General features: G+C 66.2%; 17 protein-coding genes, 3 tRNA genes and 4 pseudogenes. All 24 read left to right on the forward strand.

Translation table 11 applies throughout. The features are described from left to right. A partial coding sequence (locus CAP13_RS04145; protein WP_483862413.1) for a ribonuclease H family protein occupies positions 1-302 on the forward strand: 302 nt, incomplete at its 5' end. 165 nt (positions 303-467) lie between these two features. Beyond that, the gene (locus CAP13_RS04150) at positions 468-953 is read left to right on the forward strand and encodes a YraN family protein (protein ID WP_085830363.1); all 486 of its coding nucleotides are present in this window, start codon (positions 468-470) and stop codon (positions 951-953) included. Between the two features lie 26 nt (positions 954-979). Continuing rightward, a pseudogene (locus CAP13_RS10400) lies at positions 980-2,362 on the forward strand (YifB family Mg chelatase-like AAA ATPase); the annotation flags it as partial. Between the two features lie 18 nt (positions 2,363-2,380). Then, positions 2,381-3,181 (forward strand): annotated as a pseudogene (tsf, locus tag CAP13_RS10405) (translation elongation factor Ts); the annotation flags it as partial. 116 nt (positions 3,182-3,297) lie between these two features. Then, on the forward strand, positions 3,298-4,020 hold the full coding sequence (gene pyrH / locus CAP13_RS04160; RefSeq protein WP_085830365.1) for a UMP kinase: 723 nt from the start codon (positions 3,298-3,300) through the stop codon (positions 4,018-4,020). Between the two features lie 2 nt (positions 4,021-4,022). After that, positions 4,023-4,556, forward strand: coding sequence for a ribosome recycling factor (frr, locus tag CAP13_RS04165; protein WP_085830366.1), 534 nt, complete (start codon positions 4,023-4,025; stop codon positions 4,554-4,556). 12 nt (positions 4,557-4,568) lie between these two features. After that, positions 4,569-5,231 (forward strand): annotated as a pseudogene (uppS, locus tag CAP13_RS04170) (polyprenyl diphosphate synthase); the annotation flags it as partial. A 206-nt stretch (positions 5,232-5,437) separates the two neighbouring features. Beyond that, positions 5,438-6,292 (forward strand): PrsW family intramembrane metalloprotease, encoded by an 855-nt coding sequence (locus CAP13_RS04175; RefSeq protein ID WP_179184926.1) that lies wholly within the window; start codon positions 5,438-5,440, stop codon positions 6,290-6,292. 252 nt (positions 6,293-6,544) lie between these two features. After that, positions 6,545-6,874: a hypothetical protein gene (locus tag CAP13_RS04180; protein ID WP_085830369.1), complete on the forward strand. Its 330-nt coding sequence runs from the start codon at positions 6,545-6,547 to the stop codon at positions 6,872-6,874. A gap of 29 nt (positions 6,875-6,903) precedes the next feature. Then, on the forward strand, positions 6,904-7,416 hold the full coding sequence (locus CAP13_RS04185; RefSeq protein ID WP_085830370.1) for a hypothetical protein: 513 nt from the start codon (positions 6,904-6,906) through the stop codon (positions 7,414-7,416). Positions 7,417-7,429: 13 nt separating this feature from the next. Continuing rightward, complete coding sequence (locus tag CAP13_RS04190; protein ID WP_085830371.1) at positions 7,430-8,569, forward strand: hypothetical protein; 1,140 nt, start codon at positions 7,430-7,432, stop codon at positions 8,567-8,569. A 61-nt stretch (positions 8,570-8,630) separates the two neighbouring features. After that, positions 8,631-9,425: a 30S ribosomal protein S2 gene (gene rpsB, locus CAP13_RS04195; RefSeq protein ID WP_085830372.1), complete on the forward strand. Its 795-nt coding sequence runs from the start codon at positions 8,631-8,633 to the stop codon at positions 9,423-9,425. Between the two features lie 47 nt (positions 9,426-9,472). After that, a pseudogene (tsf, locus tag CAP13_RS04200) lies at positions 9,473-10,207 on the forward strand (translation elongation factor Ts); the annotation flags it as partial. Positions 10,208-10,265: 58 nt separating this feature from the next. Beyond that, positions 10,266-11,126: a phosphatidate cytidylyltransferase gene (locus CAP13_RS04205; RefSeq protein WP_085830374.1), complete on the forward strand. Its 861-nt coding sequence runs from the start codon at positions 10,266-10,268 to the stop codon at positions 11,124-11,126. Continuing rightward, positions 11,126-12,289 carry a 1-deoxy-D-xylulose-5-phosphate reductoisomerase gene (gene dxr / locus CAP13_RS04210; RefSeq protein ID WP_085830375.1) on the forward strand — a complete coding sequence of 388 codons (1,164 nt, stop codon included), beginning with the start codon at positions 11,126-11,128 and terminating at the stop codon, positions 12,287-12,289. Before CAP13_RS04205 ends, dxr begins: the two co-directional genes overlap by 1 nt. 11 nt (positions 12,290-12,300) lie before the next feature. After that, positions 12,301-13,668, forward strand: a complete 1,368-nt coding sequence (locus CAP13_RS04215; protein ID WP_085830376.1) for a M50 family metallopeptidase — start codon at positions 12,301-12,303, stop codon at positions 13,666-13,668. Positions 13,669-13,699: 31 nt separating this feature from the next. Continuing rightward, on the forward strand, positions 13,700-14,764 hold the full coding sequence (ispG, locus tag CAP13_RS04220) for a flavodoxin-dependent (E)-4-hydroxy-3-methylbut-2-enyl-diphosphate synthase (RefSeq protein ID WP_085830377.1): 1,065 nt from the start codon (positions 13,700-13,702) through the stop codon (positions 14,762-14,764). A gap of 106 nt (positions 14,765-14,870) precedes the next feature. Beyond that, complete coding sequence (locus tag CAP13_RS04225; RefSeq protein ID WP_085830747.1) at positions 14,871-16,577, forward strand: proline--tRNA ligase; 1,707 nt, start codon at positions 14,871-14,873, stop codon at positions 16,575-16,577. 235 nt (positions 16,578-16,812) lie between these two features. Then, positions 16,813-18,258 (forward strand): basic amino acid/polyamine antiporter, encoded by a 1,446-nt coding sequence (locus CAP13_RS04230; RefSeq protein WP_085830378.1) that lies wholly within the window; start codon positions 16,813-16,815, stop codon positions 18,256-18,258. Between the two features lie 106 nt (positions 18,259-18,364). Next, positions 18,365-19,501 (forward strand): aminotransferase, encoded by a 1,137-nt coding sequence (locus CAP13_RS04235; protein WP_085830379.1) that lies wholly within the window; start codon positions 18,365-18,367, stop codon positions 19,499-19,501. A gap of 98 nt (positions 19,502-19,599) precedes the next feature. Continuing rightward, positions 19,600-19,672: transfer RNA gene (locus CAP13_RS04240), tRNA-Ala, on the forward strand. A 50-nt stretch (positions 19,673-19,722) separates the two neighbouring features. After that, positions 19,723-19,798: transfer RNA gene (locus CAP13_RS04245), tRNA-Ile, on the forward strand. Between the two features lie 318 nt (positions 19,799-20,116). Next, positions 20,117-20,191, forward strand: a tRNA-Val gene (locus CAP13_RS04250). Between the two features lie 64 nt (positions 20,192-20,255). Further along, positions 20,256-21,951 (forward strand): ABC-F family ATP-binding cassette domain-containing protein (locus CAP13_RS04255; protein WP_085830380.1); only part of this gene is annotated, 1,696 nt, incomplete at its 3' end.

A 21,951-nucleotide genomic window follows, 5' to 3' on the forward strand; every position in this document is an offset into this window, starting at 1 on the left:
CCGGCCTCGCCCCTGACTGCGTCCTCATGGACGGTAACCCGCTCGGTGCCGTCGCGCATGAGCGCGACGTGGTCCACGGGGACGCCACGGTGGCCGCCATCGCCGCGGCGAGCATCGTGGCCAAGGTGACCCGCGACGAGCTGATGATCGAGCTCGATGCCGAGTACCCCGGCTACCACCTCGCGGCCTCCAAGGGTTACGCCTCACCCGAGCACATCGCCGCCATTCGCGCACGCGGGCTCACGCCCGTGCATCGGGTCACGTTCTGTGGGAATTTCCTGGAGACCGCGCGGTTGTTCTGAGGCGGCGCTCCACCGTATGTATCTGGTGCGCATCTGCTGACCTGTGTCGATGGCGGGGTGCGCAGAACCTGTCCAGTTCTTTGCGTGTCGATCGATAGGGCACACACCTCTCCTGTCAGATAGGCGGGTCCATGCTCTCATTCCATCCAAGGAAAGGGGAGCCCCATGGCCGCCGTTCGGCACACGCAGATGTACTACTCGGAGATGGTCAGCGATGAGGAGCCGGTGCCGCCGCCTGCGGTCGATACCCGGGCGCCGGTCGCCGAGCTCTCGCGGCGCGAGCTCGGGGAGCTTGGGGAGGATCTGGCCGCGGCCCATCTCGCCGAGCTCGGGCTCATCGTCATCGAGCGCAACTACCGCTCGAGCGAGGGTGAGGCCGATATCGTCGCGATAGATGAGGACGAGGGGCTGGTCGTGCTCGTCGAGGTCAAGACGAGGCGCCGCTCCACTTTGGACGACGGCACCTATGCTGAGGAGGCGGTCGACGGCGAGAAGCGCCGCCGCTACCGCCGCATCGCCGCCGCCTACCTCATGGACAACTTTCCCACGCACGCGATCCGGTTCGACGTGATCGCCGTCACGGTGCCCGATGAGGGCGCCATAGAGATCCACCATGTGCCGGGCGCCTTCGACTGGGATGCGTCGCGGTGAGCGCCGCCGCCGAGGCCTCCTTCGCGGTGCACGCCGCCTGTATCCGCGGGGTCGAGGCCATACCGGTTACCGTCGAGGTCTCGCTCTCCGGAGGCATTCCCGGTATCTGCATCGTCGGCCTCGGCGACGCCGCGGTGATGGACGCCCGGGTCCGGATCCGCTCCGCGCTGCGGGCCGGCGGCTTCGAACTGCCGCGTAAGAACATCACCGTGAACCTCGCGCCGGGCGACCTCAGGAAGACCGGGACGGGTTTTGACCTGCCCATCATGGTCGCAATCCTCGCGATCTCGCACCAGATCCCCCGCGGCGGCATCGATGGACGTCTGTTCTGCGGGGAGCTCGCCCTCGACGGCTCGGTGCTCCCTATGCGCGGTGAGGTCGCCTACGCGCTTCTCGCCCGCGAGATGGGGCTCGAACTCGTGGGCGGGCGCTCGGACGCCCATGTGCCGCTCGATGGAGTGGCCTTCGGCTGCCTCGGGCATGTCTCAGACCTCAGGCAGGGGATCGCGGACGCCGTGCGCGGGTATCCGGCTGCGCCGGCGCAGCATCGGACGGTGGCCACATCTGATTTTTCTGACGTGGTGGGACAGGAGCTCGCGAAGCGCGCGCTCGCTATCGCAGCCACGGGAAGCCACGGCATGCTCATGGTGGGTCCGCCTGGTGCGGGAAAGACCATGCTCGCGCGCCGTATGACGGGCATCCTCCCCGCCATCGACGAGCGGGAGCGCCAAGAGGCCCTCTGCATCCACTCGGTGCTCGGCGAGGACGCCCAGCGCCTCTTCGCCGGCGGGCGGCCGTTCCGGAGCCCGCATCACAGCATCTCCGCCGCCGGTCTCGTGGGAGGTGGGAGGCCCGTGCGGCCAGGTGAGATCAGCCTCGCTCACGGAGGCGTCCTGTTTTTGGACGAGCTCGCTGAGTTCCCCTCGGGCGTCCTGCAGCTCTTGCGCCAACCCATGGAGGAGGGGAGGATCCGCCTCGTCCGCGTGGACGGCGGCTACACCTTCCGCGCCCGCTTCCAGCTCCTCGCGGCGAGCAACCCCTGTCCCTGCGGGTACCTCGGCGACCGCGAGGTGCCCTGCACCTGCGCAGCCACGGCGGTCGAGCGCTACCAGGCGAAGCTCGGAGGACCGCTCGCGGACCGCATCGACCTCATCCTGGACATCGCCCGCCCCGCCCCGGACCTCATCGTCAAAGGGGCTGAGGGCTTGAGCTCGGCCGACTTATCCTCCCTTGTTGAGCGCGGCCGGAATTTCGCCGTGTGGCGTCGCGCGCACGCGCCAGCACGCCCGCCCGCCTCAGGGATCGAGGGTGCGGTTGCCCCCTTTGACCTCGACGAGGAGGGGCGTGGCACCCTGCTCGACATCGCGCGGCGGCGTCACCTGACCGGTCGCGGCATCGTGCGGCTCTGCCGCGTGGCGCGCNAGTCGAAGAAGGCCCTCGTCGAGGCTGACGGGGACATCGACCTCGCCATCGACATCATGCGCAAGAACGGCCTGGCCGCCGCCGCCAAGAAGGCTGGCCGCGCCACCAACGAGGGCACCATCGCCGCCCGCATCACCGAGGACGGCCGCACCGGCGCCCTGGTCGAGGTCACCTGCGAGACCGACTTCGTCGCGTCCAACCCGAAGTTCACCGACTTCGCCGCCAAGGTCGCCGAGACCGTCATCGCCACCAAGCCCGCCGATCTCGACGCCCTCCTCGCCACCGACATGGACGGTGAGACCATCGAGGCCGGTCTCACCGAGCTCATCCACGTCATCGGTGAGAACATGAAGCTCACGCGCTTCGCCTCCCGTGAGACCGAGGCCGGTGCGCTCGCCAGCTACATCCACATGGGCGGCAAGATCGGCGTCCTCGTCGAGTTCTCCTTCGAGAAGCCCGAGACGGCTTCGACCGAGGCCTTCAAGACCTTCGCCCACGACGTCGCCATGCAGGTCGCCGCGACGGCCCCCCTGGCCGCCGTCCGTGAGGACATCCCCGCCGAGACCATCGAGCATGAGAAGTCCATCTACATGGCTCAGGCCGCCGAGTCCGGCAAGCCCGAGGCGATCCAGGAGAAGATGGCCGTCGGCCGCCTGGAGAAGTTCTTCAAGGGCACCGTCCTCGCCGAGCAGGAGTTCGTGAAGGACTCCAGCATCACCGTGAAGGAGTACGCCGCCCAGACCTCCAAGGCTGTGGGCGACACGATCGCCATCGTCGGCTTCGACCGCCTCGTGCGCGGCGAGTAAGCTGCATCTCTTCGCATCTTGAGAGCAGGCTGTGGGCTTCCGCCCGCGGCCTGCTTTTTCATGGGGCGTTTCCTGTTACCTGATAGAATGGGTTGGATTGAGAGAAGGAGGATGATGTGAGCGGCTATCGATACAAGCGCGTGCTACTCAAGCTATCGGGGGAGGCGCTGATGGGGGAGGGCTCCTTCGGCATCGATCCCCACGTCACCGAGCGGCTCGCCCGTCAGATCAAGGCGATCTCCGATGACGGCATCGAGGTCGGCATCGTGGTGGGCGGCGGCAACATCTTCCGTGGCCTCGCCGGATCAGCCTCGGGCATGGACCGCGCCCAGGCGGATTACATGGGCATGCTCGCCACGATCATGAACGCCCTCGCCCTGCAGGACGCCTTCGAGCAGCAGGGGGCCTCCTGCCGCGTCATGAGCGCCATCCAGATGAACGAGGTCTGCGAGCCCTACATCCGCCGTCGTGCCATGAACCACCTTGCGAAGGGCGACATCGTGATCTTCGCGGCCGGCTCGGGCAACCCCTACTTCACCACCGACACGGCCGCGGCACTGCGTGCCTGCGAGATCGGGGCGGACTGCCTCATCAAGGCCACCAAGGTCGACGGCATCTACGATATGGACCCCGTCGACAACGAGGAGGCCGTGCGCTTCGAGTCCATCAGCTACCGCGAGGTCCTGGTCAGGGGCCTGCAGGTCATGGACGCCACGGCGACGGCACTCAGCCAGGACAACAACATGCCCATCATCGTCATCAACATCGATGGCGAGGACACCATCAAGCGCGCTCTCGCCGGGGAGCCGGTCGGCACCGTCGTGTACCAGGAGGACTAACAATGGACGGCATCACACAGAACATGGACAAGTCGCTCGAGGCCCTGAAGCACAACTTCGCGAAGGTGCGCACCGGGCGCGCGAACGCCAACGTGCTCGCCGACATCACGGTCGACTACTACGGCGTGCCCACGCCCGTCACCCAGGTCGCCGCCGTCAAGGCCCCCGAGGCCCATCTCCTCGTCGTCGAGCCCTGGGACAAGGCGCTCGTGAACGCGATCGTCAAGGCGATCTCGGCGAGCGATCTCGGCATCACGCCGAGCTCCGACGGCATGGTCGTGCGCCTGCCCTTCCCGGCGCCCACCGAGGAGCGCCGCCGGGAGCTCGTGAAGGAGTGCCGCGAGCTCGCCGAGCAGGCCAAGATCTCGATCCGCAACATTCGCCGCGACTACAACAACAAGCTCGAGCGCGACGAGGACCTCTCAGAGGACGACGTCCGCCGCGAGCAGGCCAAGGTCCAGAAGCACACCGACGAGTACGTCCGTCGCGTCGACGAGCTCCTGAAGGCCAAAGAAGCCGAGGTCATGGAGATCTAGGTGGTCCCCGATATCGACAAGCTCCAGGAGCATTTCGCCGATCCTCCCGCGGACATCGACCTCTCGGCGGTCGATCTCGACCGCATCCCGCGTCACATCTCCTGCATCATGGACGGCAACGGCCGCTGGGCCACCGCCCGTGGCCTCTCGCGCGGTGAGGGCCACAAGGCGGGCATCACCTCGCTCCAGGAGATCATCACCACGGCGGTGCGCTTAGGGGTGGAGGTGCTCTCTGCCTACGCGTTCTCCACGGAGAACTGGTCTCGTCCGCAGCGCGAGGTCAACCTCCTCATGCACCTGTTCGCGAAGACCTTCGTGGACGAGCTGCCGCTGCTGCGCCGGGAGAACGTGCGCGTCGTCTTTCTCGGCGATACCTCGGCGCTCCCGAAGGCCACGCGAGAGACCTTCGAGTACGGTCTTTCGGAGTGCGCCGGGCACACCGGCATGGTGCTCGCCCTCGCTGTGAACTACGGCGCCCGCGCCGAGCTCGTCCGGGCAGCCCGCGGTCTCGCCGCCGACGCGGCCTCTGGAAAGATCGATCCCACCGCCATCACCGAGGATGCCCTGGCCGGGCGGCTCTACACCGCCGGCCTACCCGACCCTGAGCTCGTCGTGCGCACCTCGGGCGAGTTCCGCCTGTCCAATTACCTGCTGTGGCAGGTCGCCTACGCCGAGNGGTGCCGAAGCGCCATCAGCGGGGGGAGACCGAGGAGCTCTTCATCTGCGGCACACCCTCGACGACGCCGGCCCTCGCACAGGTCTCGCGGGAGTGGCCGCATCCGTGGCTGTACTCACGGGTCTTCCTTGTGCTCCTCGCCTCCTTCGCCGCGCTCTTCCTCATGCTGCTCCTCTTCGGGAACCCGATCACCATCCCGAGCATCATGTTCATCGGCGCCCTGCTCGTCCCCTTCCCCTTGGTCATCTTCTTTTTCGAGACGAACGCGTTCCGCAACGTGAGCTTCGCCAGGGTCATCGAGATCTTCTTCATCGGCGGTGCCTTCTCCATCGTCGCCGTGCACATCCTCAACAGAGTGGCACCCGACAACATCTTTCCGGGCCTGGCGGGCGGGGTCGTCAGCGCGGTCATGACCGGAATCGTCGAGGAGCTAGCCAAGGCGCTGCTGGTCGGCTATTTCCTGAGTAAGTCGCGCGGACAGAACTACATCCTTTCCGGTCTGTTGATCGGAGCGGCGGTCGGTGCCGGGTTCGCCGTCTTCGAGACCGCCGGCTACATCTTCGAATACGGCTACATGCAGGGGTACGGCGTGCTCGGAGTCTCGGCGAGCATGATCGACGTCACACTGACGCGGGCCGTGCTTTCGGTGGGTGGGCATGTCGCTTGGGCTGCCGTCGAGGGAGGCGCCCTCGCCGCCTTGGACCGTGGCCGCGGTTTCGACTGGGGGCATCTGTTCAATGAGGGGTTCCTGCCGTTCATCGGCATCTGCATGGTCCTGCATGCCATCTGGGATCTGCCGCAGATCATTCCCATCATCGACTGGATCGAGATCCCTGTGCTCGGCGGCCCACGGTACATCCTGTTGTGCGGCGCCATCTGGGTGGTGCTGTTCCTCTTCATGAACCGCGGCATCGTCCAGGTGAACGAGCTGTCGAATTTGCGGGTTCAACCGGGTGGCCCTTCGGATCCGATGCAGCGGGATGACGGAGTCGATGGGGCTGGGAGCGCTGCGCCTGCAGCGCCTGCGGCCGTGAAGATCACCCCGCCACCTCTGCGTTAGAACGCCAAACCTATTCCAGACCCCTCTGGATATATGCGTTCGGGAGTCACACGGCCCCTGGGCGTCCCATCGATGCTGCGCGGCGAGCTGTTTCCGCGATGCTGGGTTGTTGAACAACAGGTCAGGACAATTCGAGGGTTGATCGGGGCATTTTGCGCAGTCTGAGGTGTGACAATCGATGCCACGGTCCCCAGAGGACGCCATCGCCTGATACAAGACGGCGCCCTGATCATCGTGAGATAGGGAGCTCCCATGGCACAGATCGCACCACCACCGTTTCGGCCGCCTGAATCTGCAGGCTCGGTTCAAGGCGTTCAGACCTCGCAGGCCGTGTTGGCGTCGGCGCAGCTGCAGCGTCGTATCGCAGAGCTTCCAACCTTGGGCATCGCCACCATCGTCGCGTCCGCTCTCGCCATCGTGCTGCAGGTCGTGCAGATCAACTTCGACCTCTCGGCTTCGTTCCCGCTCTCCATTAGCCTCACGCCCGACGTGTTCATATCAACGCCTTGGCCCTACGTGTCTGATTCATTCAGTGGATGGGTGACATGGATCTTTGACTACCTCGCATCGGGGATGAGTTGAATCCGTTCTATCACGCATCGCAGTTTGGGATGATCGCGGAAAACGTCTTGCGCTTGGCGATCCCCATCGTATTCACAGTCGCGGCCGTCACAGCACGGGAAAAGGGGTCTCAGACGTTTACGCTGCTCATGGTCATCTATATGGCAGCCTGCCTGGCTGGCTACCTCTTGTGGTCCATCTACGTCCTGATGGAGGTGGGATTTGATTTCGCCTATATCGATCTCTTTGCAAATATGGCGATCAGTCTCATATGCATCGCGCTTATGCTGCTCGGTCTATCGGCCATGCTGTTCTACATAAAGCGCCCCCATGCCGAGCAGAAAAACATCGGATTTCTCCTTGTCTGCCTGTTTGCGATCGAGATCGTTCTGTACACCTTGTTCATGCGGGACCTGGAGTACCTGACGATCTCCCTTTCATTCTTTGTCTCTCAAATCGCATTATGGGTTGTCATGGCATGTGCCGCGCGCTCAGCAGCGACCTGTAAAGCGCAGCAGGATGCTGTGCAGCTGGCACAGGGTGCCTTTACCAGTCACATGTAGGGAAGGGGCTCCCATGGCACAGATCGCACCACCTCCGTTTCCGCAATCCGGTCCGGCGAACTCGGCCAAGCAGACGCAGACCGCACGGGCCCCGCTTACGTCCGCGCAACTGCAGCGCCGCATCGCGGAGCTCCCGACCTTGGGTGTCATCGCCATCGCCGCATCTGTGGTCGCGCTCTTGTTTCAATTCATTCAGATCGATGTCTTTGTCGGAGCTATCGCCTGGACATCTCCTGTCACCGTGAGCGTCTCAGTCGCGTTCCTGGACATCCTCGTCCGGTTGCTCGGGCTTCTATCTAGTTTCGAATTTCAATACGACATGTACTACCTCATCGTTAGCCTTATTAGTCTGCCAGCGGCGATGCTGCAGCTAGCCAGCTACATTTCATTTGCGGTGATCGCCTGCACCTCGCAAGTCAAGAAGCCCGCACGGTACAAGCTCCCCGTGACCCTCATGATCGGCAGCCTAGGCGTGACAATGATCGCACTGCTCGTGAAGTTGATCTGGTCAGCTGGGGCTGTGATCTCATATCTCGGCATTGCAAGCGCGATCATCGGGTTGATTTTTGGGTTCATCACCGGGATCTTCCCTGCCGTGCTCATCATGGGGCTCCTTGTTTTGATGCTGTCGCGCATAACGCGTCCGCCTGCCAAAAACAGCGATGCCGGCTTCTTCATGGGCATTGCATTCGCTATTGGGACTCTGCTGCTGTTCGCGCCCGCCTCGGTCAATCTCTACCACGCGACCGGCTCGCCGTATGGTCTCATCTTTGCCATCGGGCCACTTTCCAACGAATTCTCCCGCATAGCAATGTGGATCGTTCTGGCCGCGCCGCGCGTTCAGCATCGACCCTCGCCATGCAGCAGCGGATGGCCCGGCCGGTGCGGTCTGAGCCGCCCATCTTCGTCGAATAGGCAACAACTGTCACCAGCGCATGGGATCACGGGTTCAGCGCCGCGGAGCGCTTGTTTTCCGTCTTCCCCGCGCAGGGGCGGTGTGGGCGTGAACCCCGCCCACACCGCCCCCACATCTCCTCGTCCGCCGCTGGCGCGAACCTCCTGTTCCTGCTATCATTTCGCAGGTTGCGCAGACGCGCAGCGAACATCACACACGCGCGGCTACTCGCACGCCGTGGTGCCCGGTTCCAGGTAGCAGGGGATCGGGTGGCGGACGGGGCCGACCCCGCGCGGAGGCAAACCACAGGAGGTTACCCATGGCTACCAAGATCAACATCCGCACCCTGCTCGAGGCTGGCTGCCACTTCGGCCACCAGACCCGCCGCTGGAACCCGAAGATGAAGCCCTACATCTTCGGCGAGCGCAACGGCATCTACATCCTCGACCTCAAGCAGACCATCGTCGAGGCCGACCGCGCCTACTCCTTCCTGCGCGGCATCGCGGCGCATGGCGGCAAGGTCCTCTTCGTCGGCACCAAGAAGCAGGCCCAGGAGGCCGTCAAGAGCGCGGCTGAGCGCGCCGGCATGCCCTACATCAACCAGCGCTGGCTCGGCGGCATGCTCACCAACTTCGTGACCATCCGCTCCCGCATCAACCGCATGGAGGAGCTCGAGACCATGGTCGAGGACGGCTCCATGGCGCTGCGCGTCAAGAAGGAGCAGGCCGTGCTCGGCAAGGAGCTCGCCAAGCTGCAGACCAACCTCGGCGGCGCCCGCGACCTCAAGGCCCTCCCGCAGGCCCTCTTCGTCATCGATACCAAGCGCGAGGAGAACGCCATCAAGGAGGCCCAGCGCCTGAACATCCCCGTCGTCGCGCTGATCGACACCAACTCCGACCCCGATGAGGTCGAGTACGGCGTCCCTTGCAACGACGACGCCATCTCCGCCGTCTCCCTCATGTGCGACCTGTTCGCCGACGCCTGCCTCGCCGGCGGCGGCAAGGAGCAGATCTCCGAGGCCGAGATGGCCGCCACCCCCGCTGCTCCGGCGACCCCGGCTGAGCCGGCCGCCGAGGAGGCCCCCGCTGCCGTCGAGGCTGCCCCGGCCGAGTAAGCACGTCACGTCCGCTCGTTCACCGCAACCCGTAGAAAGGAAGTCTCATGGCCCAGATCACCGCCGCTATGGTCAAGAAGCTCCGCGACATGACCGGCTCCCCCATGATGGAGTCGAAGAAGGCCCTCGTCGAGGCTGACGGGGACATCGACCTCGCCATCGACATCATGCGCAAGAACGGCCTGGCCGCCGCCGCCAAGAAGGCTGGCCGCGCCACCAACGAGGGCACCATCGCCGCCCGCATCACCGAGGACGGCCGCACCGGCGCCCTGGTCGAGGTCACCTGCGAGACCGACTTCGTCGCGTCCAACCCGAAGTTCACCGACTTCGCCGCCAAGGTCGCCGAGACCGTCATCGCCACCAAGCCCGCCGATCTCGACGCCCTCCTCGCCACCGACATGGACGGTGAGACCATCGAGGCCGGTCTCACCGAGCTCATCCACGTCATCGGTGAGAACATGAAGCTCACGCGCTTCGCCTCCCGTGAGACCGAGGCCGGTGCGCTCGCCAGCTACATCCACATGGGCGGCAAGATCGGCGTCCTCGTCGAGTTCTCCTTCGAGAAGCCCGAGACGGCTTCGACCGAGGCCTTCAAGACCTTCGCCCACGACGTCGCCATGCAGGTCGCCGCGACGGCCCCCCTGGCCGCCGTCCGTGAGGACATCCCCGCCGAGACCATCGAGCATGAGAAGTCCATCTACATGGCTCAGGCCGCCGAGTCCGGCAAGCCCGAGGCGATCCAGGAGAAGATGGCCGTCGGCCGCCTGGAGAAGTTCTTCAAGGGNCGGGCTCAGCGCGTAGCGTGCGGCCAGGTAGGGGAGAAGCAGTAAGGAGCGAGCAGTGGATTCGAAAGCGCCGACATCGGATGCGAAGGCGGGATGCGTGATCCCGGGACCGCTGCGGCGGTTCCTCACGCGTGCGGTCTGGGGGCTCGCCTACGCGGGCCTTTTCGTTGCCTGCCTGCTTGTCGGCCGCCACCTGACCGCGATCTTCGTGGCGGCCATGAGCGCGTTGTGCTGCTATGAGTTCTACCGCATGATGCGTCTGGACGGCAAGGTTCCCAACGTGCCCTTGGGCATCGTGGGGTCGGTCCTCTTCCCGCTCGCCGCCCTCGGTCCGCAGGCCTTCCTGATCGGATCCTTCTTCCTGCTCGTGCTCGCCGTGGGCCTCTGGTACGTCTACTCGCCGCGGACGCGCATCGCCGATGTCGCGGTGACCCTCTTCGGCCCCGTCTACACGGGCTTCATGCTCTCCTCCATCGTCCTGCTCCGCGGGAGCACCCCCGGGTTCGAGCGCGCCCTGCTCACCGTGGGGGTCTGCGCCTCGATCTGGGTGAGCGACTCCGTGGCCTACCTCGTGGGGAGCCGCTTCGGCAGGCACAAGATGGTGCCGAAGATCAGCCCGAAGAAGAGCTGGGAGGGATTCGCCGGGGGGATCGCGGGCGCGGTCGTCATCTGGCTGATCCTCTGGGCGACCGGGTTCTACCGGCTCGACCTGCCCTTCGCCATCTTCTGCGGAGTCGCCGTCTCCGTGCTCGGCGTCTTCGGCGACCTCATCGAGAGCCGCATCAAGCGCGGGGTCGGCGTCAAGGACTCCGGTGACCTCCTGCCCGGTCACGGTGGCATGCTCGATCGGTCCGATTCCCTGATCTTCGGCTGCATCACCGCGTTGCTGATTCTCAGCTTGGGAGGTGTCCTTTGATGGAAGGCCGCAAACGCGTTGCCGTTCTCGGTTGCACCGGGTCCGTCGGCACGCAGACCCTGGACGTCTGCCGCCAGCATGCGGACCGGCTCGACGTGGTGTTCCTCTCCGCCCACAGCCGAACCGCCGAGCTCACGGCCTACGCCCGCGAGTTCGAGGTGGCACGGGTCGGCGTCACCGATCCCGCCCATGCGGGGGACCCGGTGCTGTCCGAGCTCCCCGCCGGCTGCGGCGTGGCGGCGGGCATGGATGCCGCCATCGACGCCTGCCTCGCTCCCGAGGTCGACATCGTCGTCATCGCGGTCGTTGGTGCCGCCGGCCTCACGGCCTGCTACCGCCTGATCAAGGCCGGCAAGACCGTCGCGCTGGCGAACAAGGAGTCCCTCGTCGTCGGCGGGGACCTCATCATGCCGCTCGTGCGCCCAGGGCAGCTCCTCCCGGTGGATTCGGAGCACTCGGCCATCTTCCAGTGCTACCTCGGTGAGCGCGCGAGCGAGACCCATCTCATCTGGCTCACCTGCTCGGGCGGCCCCTTCTTCGAGCGCGGCCGCGCCGAGCTCGCCAGCGCGACGGTGCGCGATGCCCTCGCGCACCCCACATGGAACATGGGCGCGAAGATCACGATCGACTCGGCAACGCTCATGAACAAGGGTCTGGAGCGCATCGAGGCCATGCACCTCTTCCAGGTGGACGTCGACCGCATCCGCGTGCTCATCCATCGGCAGTCGAAGATCCATTCGATGGTGGAGTACGCCGACGGCTCGGTGATCGCGCACCTCGGCGCATCCGACATGCGGATCCCCGCGCAGTACGCCCTGTCCTATCCGGAGCGCTGGGAGACGCCCGCGCCCCGGGTCGATTTCCGCACGCTCTCGGCCCTCACCTTCGACGCACCCGATATGGAGACGTTCCGCTGCCTCGCCCTCGCCGAGGAGGCGGCCCGCGTGCGGGGTACGATGCCCTGTGTGCTCAACGCGGCCAACGAGGTGGCCGTCGGCGCCTTCCTCGACGGGAGGCTCACCTTCACCGGTATCGACGAGGTGGTCGAGACGGTGATGGACGCCCACCAGGTTGCGCCGGTTGACTCCCTGGAGCAGCTCATCGACATCGACGGCTGGGCGCGCGGGCGGGCTTCGGCTGCCATCGCCTCGCGTTCCCGGTAGAACGGAACGATATGGAAACCCTCCTCTCCGCCGCCTCATCCATCTTCTGGGGCGTGATCGTGCTCTCGCTCCTCGTCTTCGTCCACGAGGGCGGGCACTTCCTCGCCGCGCGGGCCTGCGGTGTGCGGGTCACCGAGTTCTTCCTCGGCCTGCCCTGCCGCCTCAACTTCCACCGCACGAGCAAGCGCATCGGCACCCGCTTCGGCGTGACGCCGCTGCTGCTCGGCGGGTATGCGGCCATCTCGGGTATGGACCCTGAGGAGCCCGCGCTCGCGCCCGCCGTGCTCACGGCCGTGCACACGCGTGGCACCGCATCGGTCGCGGAGCTCGCAGGCGAGCTCGGGGCCGATGAGGACGAGGTTCTCGAGGCTTGCGCCTTCCTGCTTGGCTGGGGCTCCCTCGCTCCGGTGTACAACGAGGAGGCGGGGGAGGGGCCCCACAGCCGCTACTACCCCACGACCTACGCCGCCATGCCCCGCGACGCCGCCGGCAACACGGTCTACGACGGCCGCGCGTTCGACCGCGCGGGGGCCACGTCCGAGGGCGAGGCGTGGGAGCCCCCCATGGATGCGAACGCCTTCTACGCTTCAGAGCGCCGCCACACCTACATGGGCCGGGGCTTCTGGGCACGCGCCCTCATGCTCGTCGCCGGCATCGGCGTGAACATCGTCACGGGCTTCGCGATCATGGTCTTCGCCCTCTCCGTCCTCGGGCAGAGCGCGCCGCAGGATGTGAACACCATCGGTGGCGTCACCGCCGGTTCCCCGGCTGCCGAGGCCGGGCTCACGGCCGGCGACGCCATCACGCGGGTGGACGGCGCTGAGACGGCGACGTGGATGGACATCCTGAACGCGCTCTCGGACCGGCAGGCCGGTGACGAGGTGTCCCTCAGCTGGGAGCATGACGGATCCGCCCATGATGCGACGGTGACCCTCGACGCCGAGGGGTGCCTCGGCATCGAGGTCTCGACCGCGACGGTGCGGCTCTCGCCGATCGACGCCATCACGGTCACGGGCAGCCTCATCTCCCGCACCGCCGAGGGCGTCATGCGCCTCATCCAGCCGCAGCACACGATGGAGGTGCTCGAGAGCTCCAGCTCGGTCGTCGGGATCTCGGTGATGTCGGCCCAGGCCGCCGCCTCGGGCCCCGCGAGCCTGCTCACCTTCATGGCCCTGATCTCGTTCTCGCTCGGCTTCATGAACCTGCTGCCGATCCCGCCGCTCGACGGCGGCAAGCTCCTCATCGAGATCATCCAGGCCGTCACGCGTCGCCAGGTCCCCCTGCGGGCCCAGACCTACCTGAGCTACGCCGGCATCGCCCTGTTCGGCCTGCTCTTCGTGTTCATGCTCCGGACCGATATCCTCCGCCTGCTCGGCTGAGCCCGGTAGACCCCAGACTAAGGAGGCTTTCATGAGCGAGCTGACTGCCCGCGAGCGCACCCGCGCCGTGCGCGTTGGAGACGTGGTGATCGGGCATGGGGCGCCGGTCGTCGTCCAATCGATGACCTGCACGCCCACGGAGGATGCCGAGGCGACCCTCGCCCAGGTGCGGGCCCTCGCCGAGGCCGGCTGCGACATCGTGCGCGTCTCGGTGCCCACCAAGGCCGCGCTCGCATCCTTCGAACGCATCTGCGCCGAATCCCCCGTGCCCATCGTTGCTGACATCCATTTCGATTACCGCCTGGCCATCGGCGCCGCCCGCGCCGGTGCGGCGAAGCTCCGGATCAACCCGGGCAACATCGGCTCTTGGGAGAAGGTGGACGCCGTCGTCGAGGCGGCGGGGGAGGCGGGCTGCGCGATCCGCATCGGCGTCAACGCCGGGTCGCTCCAGAAGGACATCGTCGAGCGGCAGGACCTCACCCAGGCCGAGAAACTCACGGCCTCGGCGGTGAGCTTCGTCGGGCACGTCGAGGGCCGTGGCTTCACGGACATCGTGCTCTCGGCGAAGGCCCACAGCGTCCTGACCACGATGGAGACCTACCGCCGGCTCTCCGCCGAGCTGCCCCAGATTCCGCTCCACCTGGGGGTCACCGAGGCGGGGGGCATCCGCCAGGGGACCATCAAGAGCTCGATCGCCTTAGGGGGTCTCCTCGCCGAGGGGATCGGCGACACCCTGCGCGTGTCCCTCACGGCCGATCCGATCGAGGAGGTCCCGGTCGCCTGGGGCATCCTCGCCGCCGTCGGCGTGCGCCGCCGCGGGCCCGAGCTCGTGAGCTGTCCCACCTGCGCGCGCTGTCAGGTCGATATGATCCCCATCGCCGAGGAGGTCGAACGTCGGCTCGCCACCTCGGACAAGCCACTCTCCGTGGCCGTCATGGGCTGCGCGGTGAACGGGCCGGGTGAGGCCGCTGACGCCGACGTCGGCGTTGCCTGCGGCCGCGGTCAGGCCCTGCTGTTCCGTCACGGCGAGATCATCCGCAAGGTTCCCGAGGCCGAGATCGTCGACGCCCTCATGGAGGAGATCGACCGGCTCTGAGACGCGCCAGCGGCGGGCACCCGTCCGATATGCGCTATGATGCTGGCACATCACCGACAACCATCCGATAGGGGAGACTATGGCACTGAAGATGAGGACGGCAAGCATGCGCATGTCGAGCCTGTACGCGCCCACGTTGAAGGAGGATCCGGCCGAGGCGGAGCTCGCGAGCCACCGCCTGCTCCTGCGAGCCGGCTTCATCCGCAAGCAGGCCTCAGGGCTCTACAGCTACCTGCCGCTCGCCTGGCGCTCCCTCAAGAAGATCGAGGCCATCGTCAGAGACGAGATGGACGCTGCGGGCGCCCAGGAGCTCATGCTGCCCGTCATGGTCGACGCCGAGCTCTGGCGCGAGTCGGGCCGTCATGACGCCTACGGTCCCGAGCTCATGCGCTTCGAAGACCGCCACGGCCGCGAGTTCGTGCTCGGCCCCACGCACGAGGAGACCATCACCGACCTCGTGAAGAACGAGCTGCGCAGCTACAAGCAGCTGCCGGTCAACCTCTATCAGATCCAGTCGAAGTTCCGCGATGAGATCCGCCCGCGCTTCGGCCTCATGCGCAGCCGCGAGTTCATCATGAAGGACGGCTACTCCTTCGACGCCACGCAGGAGGGGCTCCAGCGCACCTACGATGCGATGAAGGAGGCCTACGCGAACATCTGCGAGCGCTGCGGCATCATGGCGCTGCCGGTTGTGGCGGACTCCGGCCAGATCGGCGGGGACACCTCCGTCGAGTTCATGGCGCTCGCCGAGGCGGGCGAGGCGAGCCTCGTGTACTGTGAGAACTGCGGCTTCGCCGCCGATGACGAGGCGGCCTCCACGAAGGTCGTCGTCGAGGAGGGCCCGGGTGACGGGGCCCTCACCCGCGTGCACACGCCCGGCGCGGGCACGATCGAGAAGATCTCCGCCCTCCTCGGGGTCGCCGAGCGCGCGACCCGCAAATCCCTCGCCCTGATCGCTGCGGACGGCACGCCCACCGTCGTCATCGTCCCCGGCGACCACGAGCTGAACGAGGTCAAGGCCGAGCACCTCTTCGGCGAGTACCACCTGATGAGCGACGAGGAGCTCGAGGACGCCGGGCTCCACAAGGGGTTCATCGGCCCGGTGGGCCTGCCGGTGGGCATCCGCCTCGTCTGCGACGAGAGCCTGCGCGAGAGCGCTTCGTGGGCCTGCGGCGCCAACGAGGTCGACTACCACTACACGGGCGCGCGCCCTGGCCGCGACTTCGCGGTCGACGCCTGGGCAGATCTCGTGACCGTGGTCGCCGGCGACCCCTGCCCGCATTGCGACGGGGTGCTCAAGGGCGCACGCGGCATCGAGGTCTCCCAGGTCTTCCAGCTCGGCACCAAGTACTCCGAGGCCATGGACGCCAGCTTCATGGATGAGGACGGCCATGAGAAGCCGCTGCTCATGGGCTGCTACGGTGTGGGCGTCTCGCGCACGCTGACGGCCGCGGTCGAGCAGCACAACGACGAGCACGGCATCATCTGGCCCGTCTCGATCGCCCCCTACGAGGTCTCCCTGATCCCGCTCGATCCCAAGAAGGAGCCGTGCGCGAGCACGGCGGAGCGCCTGTTCGACGAGCTCGTCAGCGCCGGTATCGAGACCGTGATGGATGACCGCGACGAGCGTCCGGGTGTGAAGTTCGCCGACAACGACCTCATGGGCTTCCCATATCAGATCGTCCTCGGCCGCCGCGGCCTTGAGCGCGGGGTGGTCGAGCTCAAGGACCGCGCCACGGGCGAGCGCGAGGACGTGGCGGTTGGCGAGGTCGTGGCGCGGGTCGTGGCGCTGGTCGAGGCTGCCCGGGCATAGGGGGCCAGACGGCCCGTCACGAGAGCGGTTATACACAGCTGTCAGCTAAAGCACGACCGCCGAACCCCTGGGAGGCACTCGCCGCCTCCTAGGGGGTCTTTATAAACCACCTGTTTGAGACCTGTGTTGTACCGTGTCGCGATTGGACGGCGCAAAGGTCTCGCGCTGTATGCGTCGGACACGATATACGATACACTGTCCGTGATATGCAACTTCCGTAACAAGGAGGCACCTCATGGGACAGAAGGTGAAGGGCGTCGGCCTGTTCGGCCTCATCGGCCTGGTCGTCAGCTCGTGTATCGGATCGGGCGTCTTCGCGCTCACCGGCCAGCTCGCCAACGTCGCCGCCCCTGGACCGGCCCTTGTGGCATGGCTGATCTGCGGCGCCGGTTTCCTCTTCCTGGCGCTCTCGCTCGCGAACCTCGGCGCCAAGCGCCCTGAGATCGAGGGCATCTACCAGTACGCCACCGAGGGTTTCGGACCGTTCTCCGGCTTCGTCTCGGGTTGGGGATACTGGCTCTCCGCCTGGCTTGGCAACGTCGGCTTCGCCACGATGGTCGCTCAGGTGCTTGGCAGCCTCATGCCCGAGGTGTTCGCCACCGAGTCTGGTGACCCCAACCTGCTCGCGATCGTGAGCGTTTCGGCGGTGCTCTGGCTCCTTACCTTCCTCGTGATCAATGGCGTCGAGAGCGCGGCCGCCATGAACGCGGTCGTCATGGTCGTGAAGATCGCGGCCATCCTGCTCTTCATCGCCTTCGCCGTCGTGTCGTTCAACGTCGCGACCTTCGCCGATGACTTCTGGGGCACCCTCTCGCGCAACGCGGTCCTCCTGAGCGCGAACGGGGAGGGCCTGGGCGACATCGGCACCCAGGTCACGAACTGCATCCTGATCATGATGTGGGTCTTCATCGGCATCGAGGGCGCCACGGTCATGTCCCGCCGCGCCGAGCGCAAGGTGGACGTCGGCCGTGCGACCATCATCGGCCTCGTGGTCTTGCTCGTGCTCTACATCGGTGCCTCGGTGCTGCCCTACGGCGTCATGCCCTACGAGCATCTCGTCGCCGCCCCTAAGCCCGCCACGATCACCGTGTTCGAGCAGATGGCCCCCGGCTGGGGCGGCGCCTTCATCTCGATCGCCATCATCGTCTCGGTGCTCGGATCCTGGCTCTCCTTCACGATGCTGCCCGCCGAGACCTCCTCGGGCATGTCCGACGACCACCTGCTGCCGGCATCGTGGAACAAGATCAACGGGCGCGGCGCCCCGCAGATGGCCCTCCTGATCGTGGGCGCCTGCACCCAGGTCTTCATGATCATTGCCTTCACCGCGGCCGATGCGTACACCTTCGCGATCAGCATGTGCACGGTGACCATTGTCATCACCTGGGCCTTCGCCGCCGCCTACCAGGTGAAGGTCTCGCTTGAGAAGCACGAGCCGGTGCAGGTCGCCTTCGGCCTGATCGCCCTCGTCTTCCAGGTCGTCGGCGTCCTGTTCACCGGGTGGGGCTTCTTGCTTCTGGCCTGCCTCGGCTACGTGCCCGGGTTCCTCTTCTACCTCCAGGGCCGCCGCGAGGGCGGCGAGCGGGGCCTCTCACGCGGCGAGGTGGTCGCGATGGCGTTGGTCACCGTGCTCGGCGTGATCTCGATTCCGCTCACCGCCATGGGCGTCATCCCCGTGTTCTAACGACAGGGGTTGCCCGGACAGGTTTCTCGCACGCGGGCGATGCGGGCATCGGGCCCGCATCGTCCGCATGACGCTTCATCAGCACGTACGTGAACGGAGGCATCTCATGGAGATCAAGACCATCGGGGTCGAGGCGTTCCTGAACGACTACGAGCGCGATGCGGTCTGGGATATCGCACAGAGCACCATCGCGAGCCTGACGACCGATGAACTCATAGCGCTCGACCCGCAAGCGGGCGAGGAGCTCTTCGCGGAGATCGGACGCTCCAAGCTGAACTACGGCTGGATCGAGGGCTCGCCGGAGTTCAAGAAGGAGGTCGCGGGCCTCTACCGCCATGTCGAGCCGGACAACGTCCTCCAGATGAACGGCGGCACTGGGGCCAACCTCTGCGCGATCATGGCCCTCGTGTCCCCGGGCGACCATGTGATCGCCGAGTACCCGACCTACCAGCCCCTCTACGACCTGCCGGCCGCCCTCGGCGCCGAGGTCGATCACTGGGTCATACACGAGGAGGACGGCTGGCAGCCGTGCCTCGACGAGCTCGAGCGCCTCATCCGCCCCGATACGAAGCTCATCTGCCTGAACAACGCGAGCAACCCGCTCGGCACCGTGATCCCCACCGAGCTCATGGAGGAGATCGTGGCGATCGCTCGCCGGCATGGGACGTGGATCCTCTGCGACGAGGTGTTCTTCCCGCTCGAGGATCCGGAGCGCTGCCAAAGCATCGTCGACCTCTACGAGCGCGGCGTGGCGACGAACAGCATCAGCAAGGACTATAGCGTGCCGGCGGCGCGCATCGGTTGGACCGTCTCGCCCCGGGACCTCGCCGACCGCATGCGGGTCCTGCGCGACTACACCCTGATCAGCGGTGGTGTCATGAACGATGCGCTCGCGACCTACGTGCTGCGCCACCGCGAGCAGATCATCGAGCGCAACGTGTCCATCATCCGCAGGAACCGTGCGATCGTCGAGGAGTGGATGGCCGGGGAGCCCCGGGTCAGCTGGCAGCCGCCGAAGGGCGTGTCGGTGAGCTACATCCGCCTCGACATCCCCATGGATGATGAGGAGTTCTGCCTGGGGCTCCTGCGCGATGAGGGGGTGCTGCTCGTTCCCGGCGGCCGGTTCGACCTGCCGCGGGGGGCACGCCTCGGCTACTGCGCCAGCGAGGAGACGCTCCGCGAGGGGCTCCGTCGCCTCTCGAGCTACCTCAAGCAGTTCGACGAGGGGAGGGCACGGCGCTGAGCAGGCGGGCCCGTGCGCGCCCACGGGGATCGGAGAAGTTTTCAAAAAAGTGCTTGCATCGCCTTGATCGATCCCGTATATTACTTCCTGCACCGCTTGGGGGCGTAGCTCAGCTGGGAGAGCGCTTGACTGGCAGTCAAGAGGTCAGGGGTTCGATCCCCCTCGTCTCCACCCAAGTGAACTCGCAGCCCTCGAATCTTTCGAGGGCTGTTTTCGTATACGGGCTCATGGCGCAACGGTTAGCGCAGGGGACTCATAATCCCTGGGTTGCAGGTTCGAATCCTGCTGGGCCCACCAGGAGACCGCAGACAGGGTCCCGTTCCGGGCCCTGTCTTTTTTTGGGTGAGCTTCGTTGCATCGCGGTCGTACGCGGGTAGTGTGTCGAGTGTCGTAGTACGTACCCGCATGCATAGCTTGGGAGTAAAACGTCAACTCAAAGCGTCCTCAAGGGCAATCTGCCTGGAAGCGCCGTCGAAAGTAGGTTCTCACATCTTTGTGGGTAGGCGGGTCAACATGTGTGCGCTCACTCGACGGCCGCGTCGATCGGATCTCCGAGATTTCCCGTTGCCCGCCCCGAACGGCTGTGCTACTATCTTCTTCGCCGATACGGCATACGGGCGTTTGGCTCAGGGGTAGAGCACATCCTTCACACGGATGGGGTCACAAGTTCAAATCTTGTAACGCCCACCAGCAAGAGAACAGGGACTCGGTCACCGGGTCCCTTTTTCGTATGTGGACACGAAGGGTGAGGTGCATGATCCTCCTCGCTGACAAGATCGAGAAGAGCTTCGGCAGCCGTCAGCTGCTCCTCGGCGCCTCCATGCAGATCAACAAGGGCGAGCGGTACGCGCTCGTCGGGCCCAACGGCGCCGGCAAGACCACCATGCTGAAGATCATCATGGGGCTCGAGGCGCCGGATGCGGGCACGATCCAATATGCTAAGGACGTGAACGTCGGCTACCTCGAGCAGGAGACCAAGCTCGCCGGCGACACCTCGGTCATCGACGAGGTCATGGCGGCTGCGACGGAGATCCAGGAGATGGGGGAGCGGGCCCGCGAGCTTGAGGGCAAGATCGCCGAGGCGGGCGAGTCCACCAACCCATCTGAGGGCGACCTCGACGCCCTGCTCGCGGAGTACGGCCGGGTCCAGGACCGCTTCGAGCACCTCGGCGGCTACGAGCTCGAGAGCAACGCCCGCCAGATCCTCTCTGGCCTGGGCTTCCCCGTCTCCGAGTTCACCAAGCCCTGCTCGGAGTTCTCAGGCGGCTGGCAGATGCGCATCGCGCTGGCCAAGCTCTTCCTGCGCCATCCCGACCTCCTCCTGCTCGACGAGCCCACGAACCACCTCGACCTCGAGAGCGTCCAGTGGCTCCGCGGCTTCATCGCCGGCTACGACGGCGCGGTGCTCATCGTCTCCCACGACCGGGCCTTCATGGATGCGAGCGTCGACCATGTGGCCGCCCTCGAGAACCGGCGTCTGACGGTCTACACCGGCAACTACTCGAGCTACCTGAAGCAGCGCGCCGACAACCTCGAGCAGATGCGGGCCAAGCGCGCGGCCCAGGAGCGCGAGATCGCCCACATGCAGGTCTTCGTCGACAAGTTCCGCTACAAGCCCACCAAGGCCGCCCAGGCCCAGGAGCGGATCCGCCGGATCGAGCAGATCAAGAGCGAGCTCGTGATCCTGCCCGAAGGGCACAAGCACGTCGACTTCAAGTTCCCCGACCCCCCGCGCTCCGGCGACATGGTGGCCCGCCTCACGGACGTCTCCAAGTCGTTTGAGGACAAGACCGTCTACGAGGGCGTCAACCTCACGCTCTACCGCGGCGACCGCGTGGCGCTCGTCGGTCCCAACGGCGCGGGCAAGTCGACCCTCCTGAAGCTCCTCCTCGGCCGCGAGCTCCCGAGTTCGGGCACGCGCGAGCTCGGCTTGAACGTCGGCGTCGCCTACTACGCGCAGCACCAACTCGAGGGCATGGTCGAGGGGAACACGGTCTTGCAGGAGATCGACTCCGTCGCCCCCTCCTGGACCACCTCCCAGGAGCGGAGCCTTCTCGGTGCCTTCCTCTTCTCCGGGGACGACGTCGACAAGCGGGTCCGCGTGCTCTCAGGCGGGGAGCGGGCCAGGCTCGCGCTCGCGAAGATGCTCGTGGCGCCCGAGGCCCTGCTCTGCCTCGACGAGCCCACGAACCACCTGGACATCGACTCCGTCGACATGCTCGAGCAGGCCCTCACGGGCTTCCCCGGCACGATCGTGCTGATCAGCCACGACGAGCACCTCGTGCGCGCCGTGGCGAACCGCGTCGTGGACATCCGCGACGGCCGCGTGACCGTTTACGACGGCGACTACGGCTACTACCTGTTCAAACGCGATGACCTGGCCGCCCGCGCCGCCGCGGAGCAGCAGACCGAGAGCCCGGAGGCGCCCGCGGCCTCGCGCGCCCCGCGTG

The sequence above is a fragment of the Collinsella vaginalis genome, from assembly GCF_900176655.1.
Lineage (GTDB): Bacteria > Actinomycetota > Coriobacteriia > Coriobacteriales > Coriobacteriaceae > Collinsella > Collinsella vaginalis.

Coding starts and splice junctions, on each gene's coding strand:
- dxr (WP_085830375.1), top strand. CDS start 11,126: ATGGAAGGCCGCAAACGCGTTGCCGTTCTCGGTTGCACCGGGTCCGTC.
- CAP13_RS04185 (WP_085830370.1), top strand. CDS start 6,904: ATGATCGCGGAAAACGTCTTGCGCTTGGCGATCCCCATCGTATTCACA.
- CAP13_RS04230 (WP_085830378.1), top strand. CDS start 16,813: ATGGGACAGAAGGTGAAGGGCGTCGGCCTGTTCGGCCTCATCGGCCTG.
- CAP13_RS04180 (WP_085830369.1), top strand. CDS start 6,545: ATGGCACAGATCGCACCACCACCGTTTCGGCCGCCTGAATCTGCAGGC.
- CAP13_RS04175 (WP_179184926.1), top strand. CDS start 5,438: ATGTTCATCGGCGCCCTGCTCGTCCCCTTCCCCTTGGTCATCTTCTTT.
- CAP13_RS04235 (WP_085830379.1), top strand. CDS start 18,365: ATGGAGATCAAGACCATCGGGGTCGAGGCGTTCCTGAACGACTACGAG.
- CAP13_RS04150 (WP_085830363.1), top strand. CDS start 468: ATGGCCGCCGTTCGGCACACGCAGATGTACTACTCGGAGATGGTCAGC.
- frr (WP_085830366.1), top strand. CDS start 4,023: ATGGACGGCATCACACAGAACATGGACAAGTCGCTCGAGGCCCTGAAG.
- ispG (WP_085830377.1), top strand. CDS start 13,700: ATGAGCGAGCTGACTGCCCGCGAGCGCACCCGCGCCGTGCGCGTTGGA.
- CAP13_RS04215 (WP_085830376.1), top strand. CDS start 12,301: ATGGAAACCCTCCTCTCCGCCGCCTCATCCATCTTCTGGGGCGTGATC.
- rpsB (WP_085830372.1), top strand. CDS start 8,631: ATGGCTACCAAGATCAACATCCGCACCCTGCTCGAGGCTGGCTGCCAC.
- CAP13_RS04190 (WP_085830371.1), top strand. CDS start 7,430: ATGGCACAGATCGCACCACCTCCGTTTCCGCAATCCGGTCCGGCGAAC.
- CAP13_RS04225 (WP_085830747.1), top strand. CDS start 14,871: ATGCGCATGTCGAGCCTGTACGCGCCCACGTTGAAGGAGGATCCGGCC.